The sequence below is a fragment of the Staphylococcus sp. HMSC034G07 genome, assembly GCF_001835975.1.
Lineage (GTDB): Bacteria > Bacillota > Bacilli > Staphylococcales > Staphylococcaceae > Staphylococcus > Staphylococcus ureilyticus.
Genome location: NZ_KV826609.1, coordinates 120282 through 145640, shown reverse-complemented (window position 1 = coordinate 145640; position 25359 = coordinate 120282). Strand labels below are relative to the sequence as shown.

At 33.2% G+C, this 25359-nt stretch carries 22 protein-coding genes; 1 reads left to right on the top strand and 21 read right to left on the bottom strand.

The annotated features are described in order from the left end of the window. Positions 1–46: 46 nt before the first annotated feature. Positions 47–1744: an Rqc2 family fibronectin-binding protein gene (locus HMPREF2586_RS08765; protein WP_070658401.1), complete on the top strand. Its 1698-nt coding sequence runs from the start codon at positions 47–49 to the stop codon at positions 1742–1744. Between the two features lie 118 nt (positions 1745–1862). On the opposite strand, the gene HMPREF2586_RS08760 is transcribed toward HMPREF2586_RS08765, so the two are convergent. From HMPREF2586_RS08760 to HMPREF2586_RS08660, 21 genes are all read right to left on the bottom strand, one after another. Continuing rightward, entirely contained in the window at positions 1863–2270 is a 408-nt protein-coding gene (locus HMPREF2586_RS08760) for a VOC family protein (RefSeq protein WP_046208685.1), read from the bottom strand. A gap of 118 nt (positions 2271–2388) precedes the next feature. Further along, a complete protein-coding gene (locus HMPREF2586_RS08755) occupies positions 2389–3243 on the bottom strand; it encodes a YitT family protein (protein ID WP_046208686.1) in 855 nt (284 codons plus the stop codon). Positions 3244–3871: 628 nt separating this feature from the next. After that, positions 3872–5431: an MFS transporter gene (locus HMPREF2586_RS08750; RefSeq protein WP_239991584.1), complete on the bottom strand. Its 1560-nt coding sequence runs from the start codon at positions 5429–5431 to the stop codon at positions 3872–3874. A gap of 211 nt (positions 5432–5642) precedes the next feature. Beyond that, entirely contained in the window at positions 5643–5828 is a 186-nt protein-coding gene (locus HMPREF2586_RS08745) for a hypothetical protein (RefSeq protein WP_070658399.1), read from the bottom strand. Between the two features lie 22 nt (positions 5829–5850). Beyond that, positions 5851–6462, bottom strand: a complete 612-nt coding sequence (gene pyrE, locus HMPREF2586_RS08740) for an orotate phosphoribosyltransferase (RefSeq protein ID WP_070037932.1) — start codon at positions 6460–6462, stop codon at positions 5851–5853. Further along, the gene (pyrF, locus tag HMPREF2586_RS08735) at positions 6455–7159 is read right to left on the bottom strand and encodes an orotidine-5'-phosphate decarboxylase (protein WP_046208690.1); all 705 of its coding nucleotides are present in this window, start codon (positions 7157–7159) and stop codon (positions 6455–6457) included. The genes pyrE and pyrF overlap by 8 nt, the downstream gene beginning before the upstream one ends. Before the next feature lie 208 nt (positions 7160–7367). Further along, the gene (gene carB / locus HMPREF2586_RS08730; RefSeq protein ID WP_070812717.1) at positions 7368–10541 is read right to left on the bottom strand and encodes a carbamoyl-phosphate synthase large subunit; all 3174 of its coding nucleotides are present in this window, start codon (positions 10539–10541) and stop codon (positions 7368–7370) included. Next, the gene (locus tag HMPREF2586_RS08725; protein WP_046208692.1) at positions 10534–11634 is read right to left on the bottom strand and encodes a carbamoyl phosphate synthase small subunit; all 1101 of its coding nucleotides are present in this window, start codon (positions 11632–11634) and stop codon (positions 10534–10536) included. Before HMPREF2586_RS08725 ends, carB begins: the two co-directional genes overlap by 8 nt. Further along, positions 11634–12908: a dihydroorotase gene (locus tag HMPREF2586_RS08720; protein ID WP_070658394.1), complete on the bottom strand. Its 1275-nt coding sequence runs from the start codon at positions 12906–12908 to the stop codon at positions 11634–11636. The genes HMPREF2586_RS08725 and HMPREF2586_RS08720 overlap by 1 nt, the downstream gene beginning before the upstream one ends. Further along, the gene (locus HMPREF2586_RS08715; protein ID WP_046208694.1) at positions 12892–13806 is read right to left on the bottom strand and encodes an aspartate carbamoyltransferase catalytic subunit; all 915 of its coding nucleotides are present in this window, start codon (positions 13804–13806) and stop codon (positions 12892–12894) included. Before HMPREF2586_RS08715 ends, HMPREF2586_RS08720 begins: the two co-directional genes overlap by 17 nt. 31 nt (positions 13807–13837) lie before the next feature. After that, positions 13838–15145, bottom strand: coding sequence for a uracil-xanthine permease family protein (locus HMPREF2586_RS08710; RefSeq protein ID WP_046208695.1), 1308 nt, complete (start codon positions 15143–15145; stop codon positions 13838–13840). A 301-nt stretch (positions 15146–15446) separates the two neighbouring features. Continuing rightward, entirely contained in the window at positions 15447–15974 is a 528-nt protein-coding gene (pyrR, locus tag HMPREF2586_RS08705; RefSeq protein WP_064209064.1) for a bifunctional pyr operon transcriptional regulator/uracil phosphoribosyltransferase PyrR, read from the bottom strand. Positions 15975–16492: 518 nt separating this feature from the next. Beyond that, entirely contained in the window at positions 16493–17410 is a 918-nt protein-coding gene (locus HMPREF2586_RS08700; RefSeq protein ID WP_070658392.1) for an RluA family pseudouridine synthase, read from the bottom strand. Positions 17411–17422: 12 nt separating this feature from the next. Continuing rightward, positions 17423–17899: a signal peptidase II gene (gene lspA, locus HMPREF2586_RS08695; RefSeq protein ID WP_064209066.1), complete on the bottom strand. Its 477-nt coding sequence runs from the start codon at positions 17897–17899 to the stop codon at positions 17423–17425. Between the two features lie 136 nt (positions 17900–18035). Continuing rightward, a complete protein-coding gene (locus HMPREF2586_RS08690) occupies positions 18036–18830 on the bottom strand; it encodes a VOC family protein (protein WP_070812716.1) in 795 nt (264 codons plus the stop codon). A gap of 311 nt (positions 18831–19141) precedes the next feature. Further along, a complete protein-coding gene (gene ileS / locus HMPREF2586_RS08685) occupies positions 19142–21892 on the bottom strand; it encodes an isoleucine--tRNA ligase (RefSeq protein ID WP_046208700.1) in 2751 nt (916 codons plus the stop codon). 239 nt (positions 21893–22131) lie between these two features. Next, complete coding sequence (locus tag HMPREF2586_RS08680) at positions 22132–22767, bottom strand: DivIVA domain-containing protein (protein ID WP_070658388.1); 636 nt, start codon at positions 22765–22767, stop codon at positions 22132–22134. A gap of 134 nt (positions 22768–22901) precedes the next feature. Next, the gene (locus HMPREF2586_RS08675) at positions 22902–23672 is read right to left on the bottom strand and encodes a YlmH family RNA-binding protein (RefSeq protein WP_070658386.1); all 771 of its coding nucleotides are present in this window, start codon (positions 23670–23672) and stop codon (positions 22902–22904) included. A gap of 106 nt (positions 23673–23778) precedes the next feature. Further along, positions 23779–24069: a YggT family protein gene (locus HMPREF2586_RS08670; RefSeq protein WP_070658384.1), complete on the bottom strand. Its 291-nt coding sequence runs from the start codon at positions 24067–24069 to the stop codon at positions 23779–23781. Positions 24070–24081: 12 nt separating this feature from the next. Continuing rightward, positions 24082–24663, bottom strand: a complete 582-nt coding sequence (locus HMPREF2586_RS08665; RefSeq protein ID WP_046208704.1) for a cell division protein SepF — start codon at positions 24661–24663, stop codon at positions 24082–24084. A 5-nt stretch (positions 24664–24668) separates the two neighbouring features. Beyond that, positions 24669–25343, bottom strand: coding sequence for a YggS family pyridoxal phosphate-dependent enzyme (locus HMPREF2586_RS08660; RefSeq protein WP_070658382.1), 675 nt, complete (start codon positions 25341–25343; stop codon positions 24669–24671). Positions 25344–25359: the final 16 nt, after the last annotated feature.

Sequence of the window (25359 nt, the reverse complement as noted above, 5' to 3'; positions counted from 1 at the left end):
CATGTTACAATATGATGAATGACTAAAAATAAGGTGGCTGATAGTAATGGCATACGATGGTTTATTTACACGAAAAATGGTAGAATCTTTACAATTTCTCGTTGATGGTAGGATTCATAAAATCAATCAACCTGAAAACGATACAATCATCATGGTAATACGTCAAAATCGTAAAAACCATCAACTTCTACTCTCGATCCATCCTAGTTTTGCTAGAATGCATTTAATGAATAAAAAATATGATAATCCATTTGAACCACCAATGTTTGCAAGAGTATTCCGTAAACATTTAGAGGGTGGTTTCATTAAAGCTATAAGACAAATCGGAAACGATAGACGTGTAGAAATAGATATTCACAGTAAAGATGAAATCGGTGATACCACATACCGCACAGTTATTTTAGAAATAATGGGTAAACACAGTAATTTAATGTTAGTAGATGATCAACGCAAGATTATTGAAGGTTTTAAACATTTAACTCCAAATACAAATCAATATCGTACAGTTATGCCTGGGTTTCAATATGAAGCGCCCCCTACCCAAAATAAAACAAATCCATATAGTATTACGGGTACAGAAGTTTTAAAATTCATCGATTTCAATAGTGGAAAAATCGCTAGGCAACTGCTAAATCAATTTGAAGGCTTTAGTCCTTTAATTACAAATGAAATTGTCAATCGTAAACAATTTATGACGACCGACACGTTACCAGAGGCATTTAATTCAGTTATGAATGAGACAATGGAATTACCTACTCCTGTATTTCATAAGAATCATGAAACAGGAAAAGAAGATTTCTATTTTATGCACTTAAATCAATTTTACGATGATATGGTTGAATATGATTCTCTACATGATTTATTAGATAGATATTACGATGCTAGAGGAGAAAGAGAACGCGTTAAACAACGTGCAAATGATTTAGTCAAATTTGTACAGCAACAACTGCATAAATATCAAAATAAACTCAGTAAATTAATCGACGAACAAGAAGGTACTAAGGATAAAGAAATACAGCAATTATACGGTGAATTAATCACTGCAAATATTTATAGAATTAAACAAGGTGATAAGTATCTGACGACTACCAATTATTATGATGGTCAGGAAGTAACCATTCCCTTAGATACAACAAAGTCACCAGCTACAAACGCTCAAATGTATTATAAAAAATATAATAAATTGAAAACACGTGCACATGAATTAACGCGACAAATCGATTTAACAAAAGAAAACATCACATATTTTGAAAATATAGAACAACAACTCGCACACATATCTGTGGATGACATTGATGATATTAGAGAAGAGCTTGCTGAACAAGGTTATATGAAACAGCGGAAGCAAAAAAATAAGAAAAAGAAACCGACCATTCAATTGCAATCGTATGTTTCAACTGATGGAGATACCATACTTGTAGGAAAAAATAATAAGCAAAATGATTATTTAACGAATAAAAAAGCAAGCAAACAGCATCTTTGGTTTCATACGAAAGAGATCCCAGGGTCTCATGTGGTTATCTTAAATGATGCGCCAAGTGAAAATACTATTAAAGAAGCGGCTATGCTAGCCGGTTATTTTTCAAAAGCTGGTAATTCTGGTCAAATACCAGTTGATTACACTGAAATTAGACACGTTCACAAACCTTCTGGCGCAAAACCAGGATTTGTAACATATGATCACCAAAAAACACTCTATGCTACACCTGATTACGATCACATTCAAAAAATGAAGGTGACATGATAACACCAAATACTTTAAAGCATTAGTAACATGCTTCAATCTAAAAAACAAGGCTAAGATTATGAGTAAGCAGCACATGTAACACGTGCATGATACTTTATCTTAGCCTTTTTAATATTTATTTTTTATCTGGTAATGCAAGCTGAAAATTAACGCCAAATCTATCTACAATCCATGTAAATTCTCTGAATGGTGGCATTTCCGTTTTAGGCATTAAAATTGCTCCACCACTTTTCAATTTACTGAATAATCTTTCCATTTCTAACGGACTATCTACAGTGACATATAAAGACATTGCTGGATTCATATCTACATCGACACCATTCATATTATCAATCGCCATAAAAACTTGATCTTTTAAGCGAAAGATAGCATGTTGTACGGCACCAGTGGGTTCTTTATCATCTTCTTCATATTTGACCATCGCTAATATTTCTGCATCTTCAAATGCATCTACATATAAATTGATTGCTTCTTCTGCTTGTCCATTGAACATTAGAAATGTCGTTATTTTGGGAATTGCCATTTAACTGCCTCCTTAAAACATCTTAATTCTAGAATAAAACAAATGCTTAAAAAAATCGAACGAATAAAATTTGCAATTAGCAACACGTCATATGAAGTGCTCCTTTGCCAATCTATCATTAAGATAAATTTATAAATCCATTACCTAATACATCTCTCACATCATGAATGACTAAAAAGGCATTTTCATCTACCTCATTTACAAGCTTTTTAACTCTAGTTACTTGTGATTGTGGAACTACAACATACAACATGCTTGTTTCATGTTTACCATAACCACCTTTACCCTTTAAAAGTGTTGAACCTCTACCTGTAAAGCTATTGATTTCATCACTTATAATCTCATTTCTACTTGATATCACAGTCACCGCTTTTTTAGGATGGAACCCTTCTATAATGAATGCAGTAGCACGTTCAGTTATAAATATCATAATTACAGTAAATAAGACGTTTTCTAAAGGTAAGACAAATAAAAAAGACAAGACAACTAATCCATCTAAAACAAAAATGCCTTGCGATGTTTTGATGTCAAAGTATTTATTTAGCATCTTAGCAATGACTGATGTCCCACCTATCACACCACCAGAAGCAATTACTAATCCAATACCTACACCTACTAAAACGCCACCAAACGAAGCATTTATTACAAAATTATCAATACCTGTCTTAAAATTTTCAGTTAAATCTAAAAAGATTGAAATCGCTGTATTAGCAATAAACGTATATACTGCTGTTCTGGTACTTAAAAAACGCCAGCCTACAATAATGACCAATGTGTTAATAATTAATGAGGATATCGCTGGTGAAAAACCAAAGGCATATTTTAATGCTAATGACATACCCACAGTACCCCCATCACCTAAATTAGACTCTAATATAAATGAATTTACAGCAATCGCACTTACAAATGCGCCAATTAAGCATACAATAATATTTTTAGTATGGTTTTTTAAAAGTTGCTTCATACGTTTCATATCATATCCCCTTACATTTGATAATATAAAATTAAATAAGGTAAGCTAAAAAAGTGTATTCAAATCATGCCTCATTTTAATTTTACAAATTTGTTTTTTATACTCACAAATCTATTTAAAACCAAAATAAATGAAAATATAACATTTGTTACAGTTACATAGTATAATTGCAAATGTAACACAACCCATTTCAATATACCACTTCATGTAGTTTGCAACATTAATTTGTAAAGTGTGTAATATTGAAAGCTTTGACGGCTTAAAACCATAAAATCACTTTACTTTTAAATATTTATAGTTAAAATAAATACAAATATAATTGGAGGTATTTCATGTTTTATTACATTATTCCATTACTGATTGCCGCTTTAGTGATACTCATTGGCTTTATCATCATTAAAATTATGATTCGTTAATCCATTTTATATCATAACTTTATAACGATACTTTTTAATCATTTTAATAACATTAATCATTTCAATCATTTTTGTATTATATTAAACAAAACACGCAGTAAAGTAGACATTAAAACCTTGTCTACCATACTGCGTTGCTGTTTTTTACGTTACTTTCTACAATTAATCTTTTTTTAATCTTTCTTTACGATTTCACCAGTTTATCAAATTTTTTATTTAAATTCTTTACTAAAGAGCGTTACAAGTAGCAAAATAATAAAAGCTGCAATAACTGCAGTTAAAAATATAGGCATATACGCTAGGTGTGTAGCATCCTCAATGCCATTTGTAATTGCATGTCTTAATGTATCATTAGAAATTTGATTCACTTGTTCTAATATTTTAGTAAGATTGCCTGAATTATGTTCCATCGTTTTCATTAACGAAACGGGTATATCTTTGAAACCAAAATGGGCTGAATTTATACTTTCTTTAATTTTACTACCCATTTGGCTATATCCGAATTGAATGAATGTCGTAAACATAGTCGGTGCAATTGTTATGCCGACTTGTCTAGAAACGGATAATGTTCCAATTACAGTACTATTATTTTTATCTGAATGTGCTGATCTAGTTGCTAATACAGTCATTGGTGCACCAATAGTAAAACCAAAACCTAAACCTGCGATAATTGAAAATATTAAAAATGGCGTACTTGAATAAGTTAAAAAGGCTAAGCCTCCATACCCAATCATGCTAATGATACTCGCAATCACTAATGCAAATATCGGGCCTTTTTTATCAACAATCTTCCCGCCCATTGACGCGCCAATACCTGAAGCTAACGCTAAGGGTGTCATCCAATAGCCACTGTTCTCAGCTTTAACATGCAATACATTTTCAACAAAGGAAGGAATGAAAATAATGGAACCAATTAACATCCCTGATAAAACGCCCATAATCAATACTACTGAAAAAGCTGGTTTTTTTAATAAATAGAAAGGTAAGAATGCATCTATATCAGTTGCTTCGTTTTTATATTCTACTAAAATCAAAATACCATAACCAATGATTGCCAATATAAATAAACCAATCACTGAAAAGCTAAGTATACTATTAGCAATGTTATTCGTTTGTATATTATTAATCGCAAACATCATCAGCAATGTTGAAAATGAAAATATAATGATGGCGTACTTATCAATTTTAGTTTTAACTTTTTCTTGTGTTTCTGGCATTTTAAGAATCATAAAAATAACAATCATTACTGCCACTGGCACATTGATTAGGAATAGCCAATGCCATGTTCCACTTAAGTTAATTAATAAACTTCCTATATTTGGCCCTAATACCGAAGCAATACCATTCATTGCACCTAACCCACCAAGCATGCTACCTTGTTTTTCCTTGGTGTAAGTAGCTATAATATGTGAACTAGCGATTACAAATAAACCGCCTCCACCAAATGATTGAATTAATCGTGCAATAATAAATATTGTATAATTTGGACTTAAAGCAACTAACAATGATCCTAAACCAAATAAAATGACTTCAATAACAAATATTTTTTTACGACCATACATATCAGCAAGTTTACCCGCTATAGGTGTAGTTACAGCCATACCTAATGTGTAAATCGTTATGCCCCATGATCCCATTTGTGCTGAAATTTCAAAAGATTGATTTATTGTGGTTAACGCTGCACTAATAATGCCGTTGTCTAAAGCTGCCATAAACACACCAATGAGTAAAAATAGTGCAACAATATCAAATTTTTTTTGATTCAAGTTCATTCATTCCTTTCTATCTTGAAATTTCATATGATACTCATTATTTAAAACCTATTTTGTGAACTAAATATGAACAAAATATATTTATATATTAAAAAATGCCTAAAAGACCTTTTATCAATATATAAAAGTCTTTTAAGCATTTTTTAACCAATTTAATTAAATAAATTTTTTATGTTGTTTCAAATTCATATAATATATTTACATATATCGTTTATTTAATATGTCCTTTTTGCTTTAGATTTAATTTTGATTTTTTATAAATATTTGATTCTGTAGCGTTAAACAACCATTTATTTTCGTCTTCTGAAGTTGATTGTGCTCTATAGTCTTCTGATTTTTTGAGGAATTTATTTAAATGAGCAAAATGATTATAAGCTACATTTGAGTCTTTTGTCATAACATCCCCTCCATCTAACATTTTATGACAAGTTATCTCTCCAATCAACTAATGTAGTAATATCATTTTCAGAAATTTCTCCATTTTCTCTAGCAACCTCAATTAGTTCATTATAATTGCTTAATGTATAGAAGGGTATATCAGCTCGTGTAAATTGGTCATCTGCTTTTTTCAAACCATAAGTAAAGATTGCTACTACACCTAATACATTTGCACCTGCAGCTTTTAGTGCATCTACTGCAGTTATTGAAGAGCCACCTGTAGATATTAAATCTTCTATAACTACTACATTTTTACCTTCACTTGATGCACCTTCAATTTGATTCTGTTTACCATGACTTTTGCTTTTTGATCTAACGTAATTCATCGGTAAGTTCATCACTTCTGAGACATATGCTGCATGTGGAATCCCGGCTGTTGCAGTTCCTGATATAACTTCAATATCTTTAAAATGTGTTTCAATCAATGCTTGCAGGCCATCTCTAATATGAGTACGTACATCAGGAAAACCTAGTGTGATGCGATTATCACAGTATATTGGCGATTTAATACCTGAACTCCAAGTAAACGGATCATTGGGAGATAATGATACAGCTTTTATATCTAACAATGCTTGTGCAATTGATTTAGTCATGTGATTTCAACCAACTTTCTTTAATTTTTTGATAACTCGTTACCGGATTTTCACTTTGTGTAATCGGTCGTCCTACAACAATGTGTGTAGCGCCTAAAACACTTGCTTTTTCTGGTGTTGTAATACGTTGTTGATCATCTGAAGAAGTGTTTTCTGGTCTGATGCCTGGTGTCACTTTCAAGAAAGATTCACCTAATTCCTGTTTTACTAAATTTGCTTCAAGTGGTGAACATACAACGCCATCTAATCCTGATAATTGAGCTAGACGAGCATAATTCAACACTGCTTCATCCATTGTACTTTGGATATTTTGTTCATCACGCAACATTGTTTCTGTAGTCGACGTTAATTGTGTAACCGCAATAATTTTAATATTACTGTTATATTTTCTAATACCTTCTACAGCACGTTTCATCATTTCTGAACCACCAGCTGCGTGTACATTTACTAAATCGACATCTAATTTGCTTAAGCCTTCCATTGCTTTACCAACAGTGTTAGGAATATCATGCAATTTTAAATCTAAGAATATGCTATGACCACGTTTCTTAATATCAGTGATTAATGAAGGCCCAGTTTGATAAAAAAGTTCCATTCCAACTTTGACAAATAAAGGTTCATCAAATTGATTTAAAAATTGTGTAACCGCTTCTGCTGATTCAAAATCTAAAGCAATGATAGGTAGATTATTTTGCATATATATCGCCTCTCATCTATAGCTATTTTATTATATTTGCCAAGCGTGTATGGACATATGACAGCAATAATATTTTGGAATTTTTTTCATACTGACAAGGACGACTAAGAGAAAAATTTCATAAATATATTTTTATCCTAGCCGTCTATTGCCAATAGCATTTCTTTGCATTAAAGCATAAAAATTATTTCAGTTTTTTAATTATATTTTACATATTTTTCATCGTGAAAGTCATGCTTTCTATAACGGATGTTAATGCTTCTGCAGTATCTAATGAAGTTAGACATGGTACGCCATTTTCAACAGAGGCACGTCTAATTTGAAAACCATCACGTTCAACTTCTTTCCCTTTTGTCATCGTATTGATCACAATTTGAACATCATTCGTTTGTATACGTGATAATAAATCGTTTTCTCCACCAATTTTACCTACAGTTTCTGCAGTGATATGGTTACTTTCTAATTTTTTAGCAGTACCTTCCGTAGCTAATATTTTATAGCCGACTTCATTTAAGCGAGCCGCGATATTCACAATTTCATCTTTGTCTTTATCACTTACGGTCATCAATACCGTACCATAATCTTTTACTTCCATACCACTTGCTGTCAAACCTTTATATAATGCTTTTTCCATGGTTAAATCTTTCCCCATGACTTCCCCAGTTGATTTCATTTCAGGTCCTAAGGTAATATCTACATTTTTCAATTTGTTAAAGCTAAATACCGGAGCTTTAACAAAGACACCTTCACTATATGGTTGAACGCCCTCGTTATAACCTAAATCCTTAAGTTTCTCACCTACAATAGCGCGCATGGCCAACTGTGCCATTTGAATATGCGTAATTTTACTTAAGAAAGGAACTGTACGACTCGCACGAGGATTCACTTCTAAAACATAAACACCATCATGTGCAATGACAAATTGTATATTGATTAGACCTATGATATTTAGCCCTTTCGCTAAGCGAATTGTATAATCTTCTAATGTTTTAAGTTCATTTGGTGTCAAAGATTGTGGAGGATATACCGCAATCGAATCACCTGAATGGACACCAGCGCGTTCAATATGTTCCATAATCCCTGGAATAATTACCGTTTCACCATCAGAAATAGCATCGACTTCAATTTCTTTACCTGTGAGATATCTATCAACTAATACTGGATGATCCGGACTCGCTTTCACTGCTTGATTCATATAATTGGTTAACTCTTCATCGTTATACACGATTTCCATTGCACGTCCACCTAATACATACGAAGGTCTAACTACTACAGGATAACCGATTGTACGTGCATTATTGAGCGCTTCATCAGTTGACGTTGCTGTCTTGCCTTTAGGTTGAGGCACATCAATTTTATGTAACAGTGCCTCAAATTCTTTACGATCTTCCGCACGATTCAAATCTTCGAGTGACGTTCCTAAAATTTTCACACCATACTTTTCAATTTTATCTGCTAAATTAATCGCAGTTTGACCACCAAACTGTACTACTACACCTTTTGGCTGTTCAATATTTATAATATTCATGACATCTTCTTCTGTTAATGGCTCAAAATATAATTTGTCTGAAATTGAAAAGTCTGTAGATACTGTTTCAGGGTTATTATTGACGATAATAGCTTCATAACCAGCTTGTTGAATAGCCCACACAGCATGCACAGTTGCATAATCAAATTCGACACCTTGACCGATTCTTATTGGCCCTGATCCCAAGACTAATATTTTTTCTTTTTCAGTGATAATGGATTCATTTTCTTGTTCATACGTGCCATAGTAATATGGTGTAGCTGATTCAAATTCTGCTGCGCATGTATCTACCATTTTATATACTGGTGAAATATTATGTTGTTTTCTTAAGTTATAAACTTCTGATTCTGACATATCAAAACGATGTGCAATAACGCGATCACTAAACCCATAACTCTTAGCAAATTTTAAATAATCTATATCTCCTTTGTGTACTTTTAAGTCATGTTCTATATCAATGATGTGCAAGAATTTATTTAAGAAGAAGTAATCAATCTTAGTCATTTCGTGTATTTCTTCTAAAGATGTACCTCTTCTTATCGCTTCTCCTATAAAGAATAAGCGCTCATCATCTTGGTCTTGTATACGCGCTTTTATATAATCTAAATCGTATGTTTCACCATTTGGTAATCCCAAATGATGCACGCCATATTCGAGTGAGCGAATTGCTTTTAATAAAGACTCTTCATATGTTCGGCCAATCGCCATTACCTCACCAGTTGCTTTCATTTGTGTACCGAGCACACGTTCACCCTTTTCAAATTTATCGAAAGGAAAACGTGGGATTTTTGAAATAACATAGTCCAACGTCGGTTCAAATGCAGCATAAGAGGTTTTAGTGATTGGATTCAACATTTCATCTAATGATAAACCTATCGCTATTTTTGCAGCTAATTTTGCAATCGGATAGCCTGTAGCCTTAGAAGCTAAAGCTGATGAACGTGACACACGTGGGTTCACTTCAATTATATAATATTTCATTGAGTGTGGGTCTAATGCCAGTTGTACATTACAACCACCTTCAATGCCTAAAGCACGAATAACTTTTAACGACACATCACGTAACATTTGATATTCAACATCTGATAAAGTTTGACTAGGTGCTACTACAATTGAATCGCCAGTATGTATGCCGACTGGGTCTATATTTTCCATGTTACATACAACAATGGCATTATCATTTTTATCTCGCATCACTTCATATTCAATCTCTTTAAAACCTGCGATTGATTTTTCAATTAAGCATTGTGTTGCCGGACTGTAATGTAAGCCATTCGTTACCACTTGTTTAAACTCTTCATCATTATGGCAAATACCACCACCAGTACCGCCCATCGTGAAAGCCGGTCTCACAATTAATGGGTACCCTACCGCTTCTTTAAATTCAAACGCCTGTTCTAGAGTATTGACGATATCGCTTTCTGGAACTGAAACATCTAGCTCATTCATTAAGTCTCTAAATAATTCTCTATCTTCCGCTTGTTGAATAGAAGCCAATTTAGTACCTAGTAATTGTACGTTGTTCGCTTCTAATACACCGCTATCATGTAATTGAATCGCCATATTAAGCCCTGTTTGACCACCTAATGTTGGTAACAGCGCATCAGGTTGTTCTTTACGAATAATACGTGCAATAAAGTCATGCGTTAAAGGTTCAATGTAGACTTTGTCAGCAATTTCATTATCTGTCATGATTGTAGCTGGATTTGAATTTACTAATATAACGCGATAACCTTCTTCTCGTAATGCTAAGCATGCTTGTGTCCCCGCATAATCAAATTCTGCAGCTTGGCCTATAATAATGGGTCCAGATCCTATAACTAAAATCGTTTTAATATCGTTACGTTTAGGCATTTGTCAAAATCTCCTTTTCTTTAAAGTCATGCATCATTTTAATAAATTCATCAAACAAATAATTTGAATCTGTAGGTCCAGGACTTGCTTCAGGATGATATTGTACTGAAAACGCAGGTAATGATTGGTGTCTTAAACCTTCAACTGTACCGTCATTAATCGCTATATGTGTTATTTCTAAAGGTGTACTGGCTAATGAATCTTTATCGATCGCATAACCATGATTTTGGCTAGTTAATGCTATTTTCCCACTCTTTAAATCTTTCACAGGATGGTTTGCCCCTCTATGTCCAAATTTCATTTTAAACGATGTAGCGCCTTGTGAAAGTGCAAATAATTGATGGCCTAAACAGATACCAAAGAAAGGAATTTTTCCTAAAATACCATTAATCATATTAATTGCAACTTTGACTTCTTCTGGATCACCAGGTCCATTAGACAACATGACTCCATCTGGTGACATTCTAATAATTTCTTCTGCTGTCGAATCATAAGGTACAACTGTAACATTACAACCACGTAAATTAAGTTCTCTCACAATATTTTGTTTTTTACCAAAATCTACAAGTACAACACTTAAATCATAACCCGTAGAGACATATGGTGTTTTGGTAGACACTGTTTTCACTTCATCTCTAGGTAATTCAATTACTTTCAACTCTTCTATTAATTGTGGAATATCTGCCTTATCATCTGTAAAAGCTGCTTTTAAAACGCCATAGTTTCTAATTTTTCGAGTAATACTACGTGTATCCACACCTGAAATACCTGGGATATCATAATCTTTTAACACTTCGTGGAATGTTTTTTGCATGCGAAAATGACTCGGATATGTGCTTGCTTCTTTGACAACAACACCATTCAATGTTGGTATCAAAGATTCAAAATCATCTCGATTAATTCCGTAGTTTCCTATTAATGGATAAGTAAACGTAATAATTTGCCCTGTATAAGATGGATCTGATATCGTTTCTTGATACCCAGTCATAGCCGTATTAAATACTATTTCGCCTTTCGTTAAATGGTCCGATCCTAATGGATAACCTTCATAATATGTTCCATCTTCTAAAACTAAATAGCGTTTTTGCAACATTACTTTTCCTCCTTAAATTTAACTTCACCTTCTACCAATGTTAATACTGGAGTTCCGTATACTTTTTCACCTATAAATGGTGTGTTTGACCCTTTTGACGCAAAATCTTCTGCCCTAATCTCTTTCTCGTCTTCTAAATTAATGGCAGTAAGGTCAGCTAAACCGCCCTCTTCTAATCTTCCATATGGTAAATCAAATATTTGAGATGGTTTAATCGTTAAATAGTCAACCAATTGTTGCAATGACCAGTTACCATTTTTTACAAAGTGTGTATACAATAATGGAAATGCTGTTTCACTACCAACAATGCCGAAAGGCGCTTTTGTCATTGGTTGTGCTTTTTCTTCTTTCGCATGTGGCGCATGGTCTGTAGCAATACAATCAATTGTCCCATCTAATAATCCTTCGATTAGTGCAGATCGATCTGCTTTACTTCTTAAAGGTGGATTCATTTTATAAATTGCATCATCACCAGGCACATCATCTTCTGTTAATAATAAATGATGCGGTGTCACTTCTGCTGTTACATGAATTCCTGCCTTTTTAGCATCTCTTATAGCTCGTACACTTTCTTTTGTAGATACGTGACAGACATGGTAATGTGCACCTGCTGCTTCAGCTAGCAAAACATCTCTCGCAATTTGTACCGCTTCACAAATATTAGGTATCCCCGGTATGCCTAATGCTTTACTACGTTCCCCTTCATGCATAGCGCCGCCATATATCAAGCTATTATCCTCACAATGAGCAACGACTGCTTTATTCACTTTAGCTGCTTGTTGCATAGCTTCATACATCATATTTGCTTGTTGTACACCTACGCCATCATCAGTAAAAGCAAATGTGCCTAACTGGGCTAAAGCTTCAAAATCAACATGTTCAGTACCTGCTTGCCTAACTGTGATTGCACTATATGGTAAAACTCTGACGTGTGCATTTTCGTCGATTAATTTGTTTAAACGTTCTAAATTTTCAACAGAGTCAGGTACAGGTCGTGTATTTGGCATTGGACAAACTGTCGTAAAACCGCCTCTTGCAGCTGCTTGTGTTCCCGTTGCAATTGTTTCTTTATGTTCACCGCCTGGTTCACGCAAATGTACATGAACATCAACTAAACCTGGAGCAACAAAGTGTCCTTTTAAATCAATGATTTCAACATCGGCATCAACCTCTATGTCTGACGCAATTTTTTTTATGGTTTTACCTTCTATTAAAATTGAAGTGGTTTTAAGTTCACCATTTTCTAAGATTTTCGCATTAGTTAGCAATTTCATTTATTGCTGCCTCCTTTGTTTGTAATATATACTCAATTACTGCCATACGTGTATACATACCATTTTCCATCTGTTTAAAGATGCGAGATTTTTCTGCTTCTACTAAGCAATCATCTATTTCAACACCGCGATTGACAGGCGCGGGATGCATAACAATTGCAGATGACTTCAATCGATTATAACGCGCTTTTGTCAAACCAAAATTTTCATGATAATTTTGATTTTCAAAATTCATTGTTTCTTCATCACCATGTCTTTCATGCTGTACTCTTAGTAGCATGACAATGTCTATGTCCTCTATGACTTTATCTATATCAACATAAGGTGCTTCTAAAGTGTCATCTCTCCACGCTTCTGGACTTGAGAACATCACATTTGCACCGAGTGCGGTTAAACTTTGAAAGTTACTTCTCGCTACACGGGAGTTTTTAATATCTCCACATATTAATATATTTAAATCTTTAAAGGTTTCATACTCTTCGTATATTGTCATTAGGTCTAATAAACTTTGTGTTGGATGCTGTCCACTACCATCACCTGCATTAATAATCGGTAACTTAAGTGAATTTAAATCATTATAGTATGTTGTATCTGAATGTCTAATTACTAGAACATCTGCACCTACTTGTTCTAATGTTTTACACGTATCGTATAAGCTCTCACCTTTTTGAACAGAAGAAGTGCTCGTTTCGAAATCAATCAGTTTTAATCCTAATTTTTGCTCTGCTACTAAAAAGCTACTTTTCGTACGGGTAGAATTTTCAAAAAATAAGTTTGCTACAAATTTGTCTTCATAATTATGTGGTTTAAATGATCCATTTTTAATACCACTTGCAATTTCTATTAGTTCATAAATCTCATTTGTAGTTAGATGTTCCATTGATAGTAAGTTATCCATTTTTTCAGCCTCCTAGTATTGAAATAGACGTTTATTTATTTGACTCAATCTCTTGCGGTAAAATTAAGTTTAGTAGAATACCTGCCAATGCTGCTAATGCCATCCCTTCAATTTCTAAATTTATACCTATACCATTCAGATTGAAGACTAGGTTGCCAATACCTATAACTAATATGACTGATGCGATGACTAGATTTCGGTTACTTGCAAAATCAACTTCACTTTCTACAAGCATTCGCAGACCACTTGCTGCAATAATTCCGAAAAGTAATATCGATACACCTCCCATAACAGGGGTTGGTATAGATGAAACTAATGCTGTGAATTTGCCTACAAAACCTAATATTATAGCGATGACTGCAGCACCTCCAATAACATATATACTATAAATTTTCGTGATAGCTAAAACACCTATATTTTCTCCGTATGTTGTACTTGGTGGGCCACCTATAATACTTGCAAACATCGTTGACACTCCGTCACCAATAATTGATTTGTCTAATCCTGGATCTTTAAAGAAATTTCTTCCTACGATTTTGTTAATCACCATTTGATGTCCAATGTGCTCACTAACTGTCACAAAAACGATTGGTATTAAGACAAGTACTAAACCTAGATGAAATGATGGTGTGTAATCTTTAAATGGTAGGTACACTTCAGGAAGTTGCAGCCATTTTGCTTCAGCTACAGGTTTAAAATTAACAAGCCCCATAAATATTGACACAATGTACCCCGTTATAATGCCGATTAATACAGGTATAAGGGACAAGAAACCTTTAAAGTATCCTTGAACTATAATCGTCACCAGCAGCGTAATCATTGCTACTACTAAATAACTTAAGTTATAGCCTTTCATATCTCCTGAATTTTCAAACATCGCCATATTGACTGCAGTAGGAGCCAGACTCAAACCAATCACCATAATAACTGGTCCAACAACAACCGGGGGAAGTAAGTGCATAAGCCACCCTGTTCCACTTAACCTAATAGCTAATCCAATAAGCACATACATCACTCCGCTCATAAACAATGCTACTAACATGTCACCTAAGCTATGTGAATTCAATCCAGTTATGATTGGTGTGATAAATGCGAAACTTGAACCTAAATATGCGGGTATTTTCGCTTGTGTAATTAATATATATAATAATGTCCCTATCCCTGATGCTAGTAAAGCAGATGATATCGGTAATCCAGTTAAAAATGGTACGAGGACAGTCGATCCAAACATTGCAAATAAATGTTGAGTGCTTAGAAATGCCCATTGTCCTAACTTAGGTTTATCTCGTACATCTAATACTGGTTTAGCTGTCCGTTCAAACATTGTTTCATTTTCCATGACTTTCCGCTTCCTCTCATAAAAAAGTCCCTTTACATTGTTTTCATGTAAAGAGACTTAAAAAGTATCTATCCTCAAATCAAAATTCAGCTTGTTCAAACAACATTACGACTTAAATCGTTAGCATTGCTGTTTGAATACTTAGCTTAAATTAAGTTCAGATGATATGGAGAGAATCTATAGTATATGTTTTTATAATATAACTATATTTTGAAGTGTGGCTTCCTAGAAACTTGCCTTTGACTTCCACATGATTCTCTTCCCTTTTTCAGTCTCTCGTACTGAATTAAAAGGTGTTGATTTATTCAATTACAACTGCATTTCTACTATCTATTTCACTAAGAAAAACCGAGACAGCTTCTTCTCTAGCGGTCGGTATATTTTTACCAACAAAGTCTGCGCGTATTGGAAGCTCCCTATGTCCACGATCAATAAGCGTTGCTAATCCTATTTTACTAGGTCTTGCATATTGAAGTACTGCATCAAGCGATGCTCTAACTGTACGCCCAGTATATAGAACATCATCCACAATAATCACGACTTGATTTGTTATATTGACATCAATTTCATACGTCTGTTCTGCAACTTGATCTATTGTCTGTTCTAAATCATCTCTAAATTGTGTAATATCAATCGTACCTGTTGGGACAGTTATTTCCTCAATTTGTTCAATTTTTTGTTGGATACGTCGTGCTAAAAATGCCCCTCTTGTTTTAATGCCTAATAAAATTAATTCATCAGTACCTTTGTTGTATTCTAAGATTTCGTGTGCAATACGTGTAACGGTTCTTTGTATTGCTGCTTCATCCATAATTACGCGTTCTGACATTTTGGGCACCTACCTTAATCTTAATGATATTAAAAAACCTCACATCTTCAGAAGACATGAGGTAGCGTAATAAAATATTACAAACAAAATGTAGAGACATATCTAAAACTTAGATGATTTCTCCATCATAACCATTTTTGTACTTGTGATTATGACTTTTATCGCGTTTTACGAAAAACTACGATGGCTTTAGCTATTGTTATAACTTAAATACTTTGTTTGTATATTCTATTTTCATTACATGTCTTCGAAGCCTCTCTGGACTTTCAATTAAAGACGTTCGTTCTTTATTAAACTGTCATTATATTATCATGAATAACATATCGTTGCAAGTCTATATTAGAATATCGTTCGTTTTATAAAAGCGATCGTTTGCCTTTAAATCATTTTTTCACTTCTAGTCATCCTTGTTGGGGTGAGATAACGAAATCTAATTAATAAAATTAGATTTCTGTTCCAATCCTATTTATATATCATGGTATTATCTAAAATTCACGATATAACTTAGCAAAGCATTATTAATTATCAGATTTACGAACATCATTTAAGAGTTGCTCAAATTCCTCTGGTAAAGGTGCTGTCTTTTCAATATACGCTTGTGTAACTGGATGTTCAAAACCGATTACTGCAGCATGCAATGCTTGACCACCAATATCTAATGTTTTTTTCTGACCATATTTGGGATCTCCTACTAAAGGGTAACCAATGTATTTCATATGCACACGAATTTGGTGAGTACGGCCTGTTTCTAACTGACATTCTATTAACGTATATTTATTAAAATGTTCTAATACATTAAAGTGAGTAATCGCGTCTTTACCATCATCAACTACAGCCATAGATTGGCGGTCATTCTTATTTCTACCAATAGGTGCATCAACAGTACCATAATCATGTGGAATGTTACCATGTACCAATGCAATATATTTACGCGTTACTGATTTATCTATCAACTGTTCTACTAAACTACGATGTGCAACATCATTTTTTGCAATCATTAATAACCCGGAAGTGTCTTTGTCAATACGATGTACAATTCCTGGACGTATCTCTCCGTTTATACCAGATAAGTCTTTCATTTGATACATTAGTCCATTTACTAATGTACCCGTATAATGACCTGCTGATGGATGTACTACCATCCCTTTAGGTTTATATACAATTGCGACATCATCGTCTTCATAATAAAAATTCAGATTAAGATTTTCTGGTTTAATATCTGCCTCAACAATTTCTTTCTCAGTTACTATAATTTTATCATTTGACTTAGTTTTATAATTGGATTTTATCACTTTACCATTGACTTTAACCAGGCCTTCTTTAATCCAATCTTGCATTTGAGTACGTGACCATTCAGTATTAAATTCAGGCAATAATTTATCTATTCGTTGTCCTACATTAGCTGGGTCATCTATATTAAACTCATGAAATTCCATACACTATCTCTCCTATTCTTCTGTCCTCATATCCCTTAATAATGCGATTATTACTAAAACGACGCCTATAGTTAAACTAGAATCAGCTACGTTAAATATTGGAAAATTATAACTAAATATATAAGTATCAACAAAGTCTACAACTTCACCATTTAATACGCGGTCAATAAAGTTACCTAAAGCACCAGCAAACAATAAACTTATAGCAATTTGCATTAACAAATTATGCTTCGCTTCTTTTATAAAAAAGACAATGAGTATGATCAGAATAATGACAGTTATAATATAGAAAAAAGCCATCTTTCCACTTAAAATTCCCCATGCTGCACCATTATTTCTATGTGAAGTGATACTCAAAAAATTAGGGATTACTTCAAATGAGTCACCAATTTGCATTGTTTTAGTTATTATAAATTTTGTGATTTGATCTAATATAAGTATAACAATTGTTATAAATATAGAAATACCAATATAGTACTGACGTTTCATGTCTGTACCTCCTATTTGTTCTTCGTGCGGTCGCTTTTTACAACAACTCTCATTATATCCTAATCAAACTTATAAAAAAAGTTACAGTTCAAATAATAAGTTGATTTTTTAAAATGTTATTAAAATAGACATTATTCTAGAGTACGGAATAATAATTAAACCTAAATTGAATACCATCAGGTCCAGCTAATAATTTATGTGTTGTTTCTGGAAAATGAAAATCTACACACGCTAAACCATAAGTTCTATGATTTTCTATACGTTTTACACTTGATAACCAATTATTCACTACGAGATGTTGGTGATAACCATTTGAAGCTAAATAAACCGCACTGTCAGTTTCTACAGAAGAAGGTACCAAACCAAAGTAATTTTTATAATATTGCTTAACTCTATTTAATCGAATTGTTTTTAAATTTATATATCCAATAATACTTTCATCAGGAATACCTTGCCACTTCTCATCTGAGACATAAGTTAGTAATTTAGGTACATTTAATGGTTTTGTTTCTAAAACTGCTTTTTCATTTTCAATAGACCATTCATCAATGGGATTATCTACATAAAACTCCAAGCCGTTTCCTTCCGTATCTACTAAATATAATGAAGTTGAAATGTCGTGTTCGCCACCATTGATAGGTATTTTATATTCACTGAATTGCACAAGCAAGTCTGCTAAGTCTGTTTTAGATGGTAATTTTATCGCTAAGTGAAATAAACCTGCTTCTGAAACAAGAGGTTCTCTTCCCATATTGATTTGATTAAGTGTCATGAAGTGATTCAGATTACCAACCTCATATTGAATTGTAGAATATGATTCATTTACTACATTTAATCCAATAATATCTCCATAAAATTTTTTCATTTCATCTTTATCTCTTACATTTAATATAATGCCATTTACAAAATGGGCACTTTCGTTATGGAACATATTTAACACCTTTCTAATTGCTTATTGCATCCATTATATCTGATTTATTTAATTTTAAATTTTAATATGCTCATTTTAATCTTACTTTTGGATTCGTGAAATAACTCGTTTCATTTTTATATTAGCGAAAAGAAAACCTGGGACATCGTACTGATGTCTCAGGTTTTTCAAAAATATTAGTCATAACTTGTTTTAATGTAAAAATACATATCGCACTTTTTATAATTCTATTTAAATACATCAGAACAAAACCGTTTAATATTTTATGAATAACGTATTTGCCATGTTCTTACTTTAACATTTATCAATATTTAAACAAGTGTTTTAACTACTGCTTGACAACGCGGACATAGGTTATCTAATTCACCTACTGAACCCAATGATTCACTATAGTTCCAACAACGTTCACACTTTTCTCCGTGAGCATGTTCAATGTGGATATCACCATATTGATATGATTCTCCATTTTCAACTTTATCAACTACCTCCGCTTGTGAAGTAATAAATAATTGTTGTAAGTCAGAGAATTGTTGTAAAAATGTAGTCGCATCAAAGTTATCATTGCTACCGATTACCACTTTGGCTTCTAATGATTTACCAATTACTTTTTCATTACGCGCAACTTCTAAAGCACGGTTCACATCGTCACGCAATTTCATAAATGTATTCCATTTTTCCATGAATTCAGCATCAACTGCTACACGTTCAGGCATACGTGTTAAATGAACACTTTCTTCCTCTACATGTGGGATATGTGACCACACTTCTTCAGACGTATGCGCTAGGATAGGCGCTAATAATTTTGTCATGTCTACTACAATTTGGTACAACACTGTTTGCATACTGCGACGTTTATGTGCATTCTGCTCTTCAATGTACAAGATATCTTTACCGTAATCTAAATAGAAATTACTTAATTCAACGTTAATGAAATTTTGTAATTCTTGATATATATCTAAATAATCATAATTATCATAATTGTCTAGCGTATTCGCAGTAAATTCACGTAATCTATTTAATAAATATTTATCTACTTCTAATAGCTCAGATTCTGCAATTGCATCTGTTGAAGGATTATAATCATTTAAATTACCTAACATAAATCTTAAGGTATTTCTAATTTTACGATATACATCAGAAGTTTGTTTTAAAATTTCATCAGAAATACGCACATCTGATAAATAATCTACACTACTTACCCAAAGACGCGCAATATCTGCACCTTTTTGTTTGACGATTTGATCAGGTACAATAACATTACCTAATGATTTACTCATCTTTTTACCTTCACCATCCATCACAAATCCATGTGAAAGTAACATTTTATATGGTGAAATTCCTCTCGTAGCAACAGAAGTTGTAATTGAAGAGTTAAACCAACCTCGGTACTGGTCACTACCTTCTAGATATAAATCAGCAGGATATGATAGTTCCGGACGTTCTTCTAATACACCACGGTGTGATGATCCAGAATCGAACCAAACGTCCATGATATCTGTTTCTTTTGTAAACACACCATTTGGACTGCTTGGATGTGTGAACCCTTCAGGTAGTAACTCTGCAGCTTCTCGCTCAAACCATACATTTGAACCATGTTCTTGGAATAAATCTGCAACATGATTAACAGTTTCCTTAGTCATAATAATATCGCCATTTTCCGCATAAAATACTGGTAATGGTACACCCCAAACACGTTGACGTGATATAACCCATTCGCCACGATCTCTTACCATGTTATAAATACGAGTTCTACCCCAATCAACCTTGAAGTGTGTATCTTCGATTGCATCTAAAATATCTTGACGTACTTTATCAATAGAGGCAAACCATTGTGGTGTTGCACGGAAAATTACAGGTTTTTTAGTACGCCAATCATGTGGGTAACTATGAGTAATAAATTCTAATTTTAATAATGAACCATTTTCTTTTAATAAATCTGTAATTTCTTTGTTCGCTTTATCGTAGAACATACCTTCAAATTGACCGGCTTCTTCTGTAAATACACCTTTATCATCTACAGGGCTAATAACAGGCAAGTTATATTTTTGACCTACTACAAAGTCGTCTTCCCCATGTCCAGGTGCCGTATGGACACACCCTGTACCAGCATCTGTTGTCACATGTAATCCATTAATCACGAGTGACACACGATCAACAAAAGGATGTTGTGTTTCGATATACTCTAAGTCACTACCTTTGAATTCTTTTTCTAATTCAATGGCATCTTCGTTCCATCCTAATGCTTCAGCAACATTAGCAACTAAGTCTTTACCGATGATATATTTGTCACCATTCACATTATATTGACCATAAATTAAATCTGGGTGTACTGTGATCGCAACATTCGATGGTAATGTCCAAGGTGTAGTAGTCCAAATAACGAATTTTGCATCTTCATCAACAATACCTTTGCTATCTTTAACATCAAATGCTACATAAATAGATGGCGAACGCTTATCTTGATATTCAATTTCTGCTTCAGCAAGTGATGATTCACTAGATGGTGACCAATAAACTGGTTTTTTACCTTTGTAAATAAGACCTTTATCAGCCATTTCACCAAATAAACGAATTTGTGCAGCTTCATATTCCGGTTTTAATGTAATATATGGATCAGCAAAATCTCCTTTAACACCAAGGCGTTTAAAATCTTTTTTTTGATTTTCTATTTGTTCTAACGCAAATGCTTCACATTTTCTTCTAAATTCAGCAATTGATAATTCTTTACGCTTAACACCTTTTTTAGTAAGCGCTTGTTCGATTGGTAACCCATGTGTATCCCAACCAGGAACATATGGTGTATAGAAACCTTGCATTGTTTTATAACGCGTAATAAAATCCTTCAAAATTTTATTTAACGCATGTCCCATATGTAAGTTACCATTTGCATATGGTGGACCATCATGTAAAATATAATGTTCGTTATCTTTATTTTTGTCTAATGCTTTTTGATAAATATCATTAGCATCCCATTCTTCTTGGATTTTTGGCTCTTTATTCGGTAATCCTCCACGCATTGGAAAATTCGTTTTCGGCATTAATAACGTATCTTTGTAGTCCATTTCCTACACTCCTTATTACAATATTCTGACTTGTTTAGTATTTAACAATAAAAAGAACTCTAAGTTCAATTAACAGGGACGATATATACCGCGTTACCACCCTGATTAACTCAACTTAGAGTTCTCTCATTGCATGTTATTCAGTTAAAACTACAGTGATATAAGAAACAAATATATATTAGGCTCACACTATCCCTAACTCGCTTGAATATATCGACTGTTTCTTACGCGTCTGCTGTTTATTGTTTATTATTCTCATTATCTGTTGAACCGCTGTTATCTGTTGCTTCTGCATCCACCTCTGCCGTACTATCTGCTTCAGCTTTTGCTTTCATCGCTTTTTCTTCTTCAGTTAATTCATTTTCATTTAAATGATTAATATTCTCTTGTGTTACTTGTTCAGAATCAAGGTCATAATTTAATAAATAATCCCAATCATCATTTTTAAGTAAATCTAACTGTGCTTCTACTAACATACGGAAACGAGATCTAAATATTTTAGATTGGCGTTTCATATCTTCTGTTTGGAAAGAAAGGCGGCGAGCTTTTTCAACTGCATCATTGACAATACGATCTGCTTCGCTTTTTGCTTTAGCAATTGTTGCCTCTGCATCTTTATTGGCTGCTGCTTTCGTCTCTTCTCCAGCTTGTTTCGCTTGAACTAATGCATCGCTCACAGATTGATGCACATCTTTATAAGATTGAATATTTGTTTCTTTATCTTCGACAACTTTTTCTAGTTGTGCTTTATCTTCTTTTAAACGTTCAATTTCATTACTGAGCTGTTCTAGATAACTTTCAACTTCAGTTGGTTCAAAACCCGTTTTCACACGAGTAAAGGATTTGTTTTTTATTTCACTTGGTGTAAAAGCCATGCGTCATTATCCTCCTTCTATCATACACTATTTTGTAATTTCATTAAATATCATAAATAAAATTTCATCTTATATGGTATCATTGCTTATTTTAGTCGTTAAAATTCGGTTGTTCTACACTTTATAAGTATAACTTATTTAAATAAAGTTTTGTAGGAAATTCGTACTTTATCTTTTTTTGTTTTTCCACCAATATCAGTAATCATTGCTCTGCCATAACCTTGAATAGATAGTAAGTCTCCTTTATCCAGTTGGAAATCTGCAGAATCAATAATCGTATGATTAACTTTAACACGTTTCTTTTCGATTAACTGTTTGCTAATAGAACGAGATTTACGAATCATTTCTTTTAGAACGACATCTAAACGTAAACCAGATACGGTTGTTTCGGATGAGTGCCAGTTCTCTACTGATTGTATCATATCTTTTATTGGTAGCGCATTTAGTTTAACTGTCGCGCCTTTAATTTTATTTAATTCCAATATAATATATGATTCTAATTGCTTTGTCAAAGTAAATTGTATGCGATTATCTACAACAATATCACCTAATTGGTCTCTTTCGATTCCCAATGACATAATTGTGCCCAAGACATGTTGGTGTTGAAGTGTGACAAATTTTTGAGGATAATCGATTTCAAAAAGAATGATTTCAAAATCTTCCACCTCAGGATGAAAGTAATCTGGTGCTATGATGGCTCTTTGTCTCTCAGCATATGGCCCACCATAAAAAGTAACTTCTAAATCTTGAAAACTACCAACTACAACATTTAATATATATTGCCCTCTAGGATCTAAAAAGGAAGTTAATACAGGTGCAAATTGGTTGTTGGCACGATAACACTTATCGATGAGTTGATCGATTAATTCATGTTCTTCTTTTCTAAAATGTTGATAAATATCGATGTGATTTCACTCCAAATATAAGTTAAAGCACCTCGCGTTTTTAACGTTAGGTGCTTAACATTTATTTAATAATTTATTCAAATATCATTTATCCTCAATACAAAACTTACACTAAATAATTTAAAATTAAATTAAAAATATTTTTTAAACCAGTTTGGAATAATACAAGTACAATTATTGCAACAATGGATGAAATATCAATCATGCCAATAGGTGGAATAATTTTACGGAATGGTTCTAAAAACGGTTCATACAATTTTGATAAAAATTGACCGAATTTATTTTCACGTGCGCCTGGAAGCCATGACATAAAGAAATATACAATCATCCCAAAGTAATAAATTTGAACCAAGAATAAAATAAATTGAAATATATTTGCTAATAAACCTATATCCATGAATGTTTACCTCTATTCACCTTGGTATTCCATATTTTCGATTTGGTCTGTTATGCTTCCTGCAACTTCAACATTATCTGGCGTACATAAGAATATGTCAGAACCTACACGTTGAATGTCTCCACCAATTGCATAAACGGTACCACTTAGAAAATCGATAATTCTTTTTGCAGATACTTTATCAATACGTTGTAAGTTCACTAAAGTTGCTCTGCGATTTTTTAATTCGTCCGCAATGTCTTGAGTATCTGAAAAGACGCGTGGTTCAAATAAACACATTTTAGAACTTTCTTGCGTAAAACCATAATTGTTTTGATCTTGATTATTCATGTTCACAACGTTCCTAGTATTATTTTTAGGTGCACTGTTATTCATTTGATACTTCCTTTCCCCGGTTGATTGTTGTAATCTTGTTGGTTGTTTTTTGGGTACGGACTGTATGCGTTGTCTTTCTGTATTGTCATTTTGTTGATTATTATAATTTGTTTGAGACTGCGCTTGTTGTCTATCTTGTTCTTCTTCAGGTGGCGCTTGTAAATCATCGTCTTCCTCTTCAACTACGAAAAAACCACTAAATAAATCTTTTAAAGCCACGGGGCTCACTCCTCTTTTCCTACAAGTTTAGTCCCAATTCTCACAAATGATGCACCTTCTTCGGCTGCTAAATGGTAATCATTACTCATTCCCATTGACAATTCTGTGCATGGTGCATAATTTAAATTGAGCGCTTTAATTTCATCTCTCTTTGCTCTTAATGATTTGAATAAATCTTTAATATACGGTTCATCATGCGTATAAGGTGCCATCGTCATAAGACCAATTATTTCTATGTTTTCATATTGCTCTAAATCCTTAATAAACGTATCTACCTCATCTAAAGCGATACCTTGTTTTGACGTTTCTCCAGAAACGTTGACTTGAACAAAACATTTCACTTTATGTTCAGCTCTTTTATTAATCTCTTTTGCTAATTTCAGACGATCTAAAGCGTGAAAATAGTCGATATCGTTAATGACCTCTTTAACTTTTCTTGTTTGTAAAGAACCGATAAAATGCATGACTACATCGTCTGGTAAAGCTGCTTTCTTTTGTTGAAAACCTTCTAAACGATTCTCACCAAAATGTCTAATACCTGCTTGATAAGCATCATTAGCTCGCTCTATTGTAACATATTTTGTCACTGCTATCACGTGCGGGACTGTTGTAATATTACCTTTTTCGCAATGTATTTTCAATTGTTCATTTATTTGCGCTAAACTTTGTTGTACATCCAATTTTTATACACCTCTT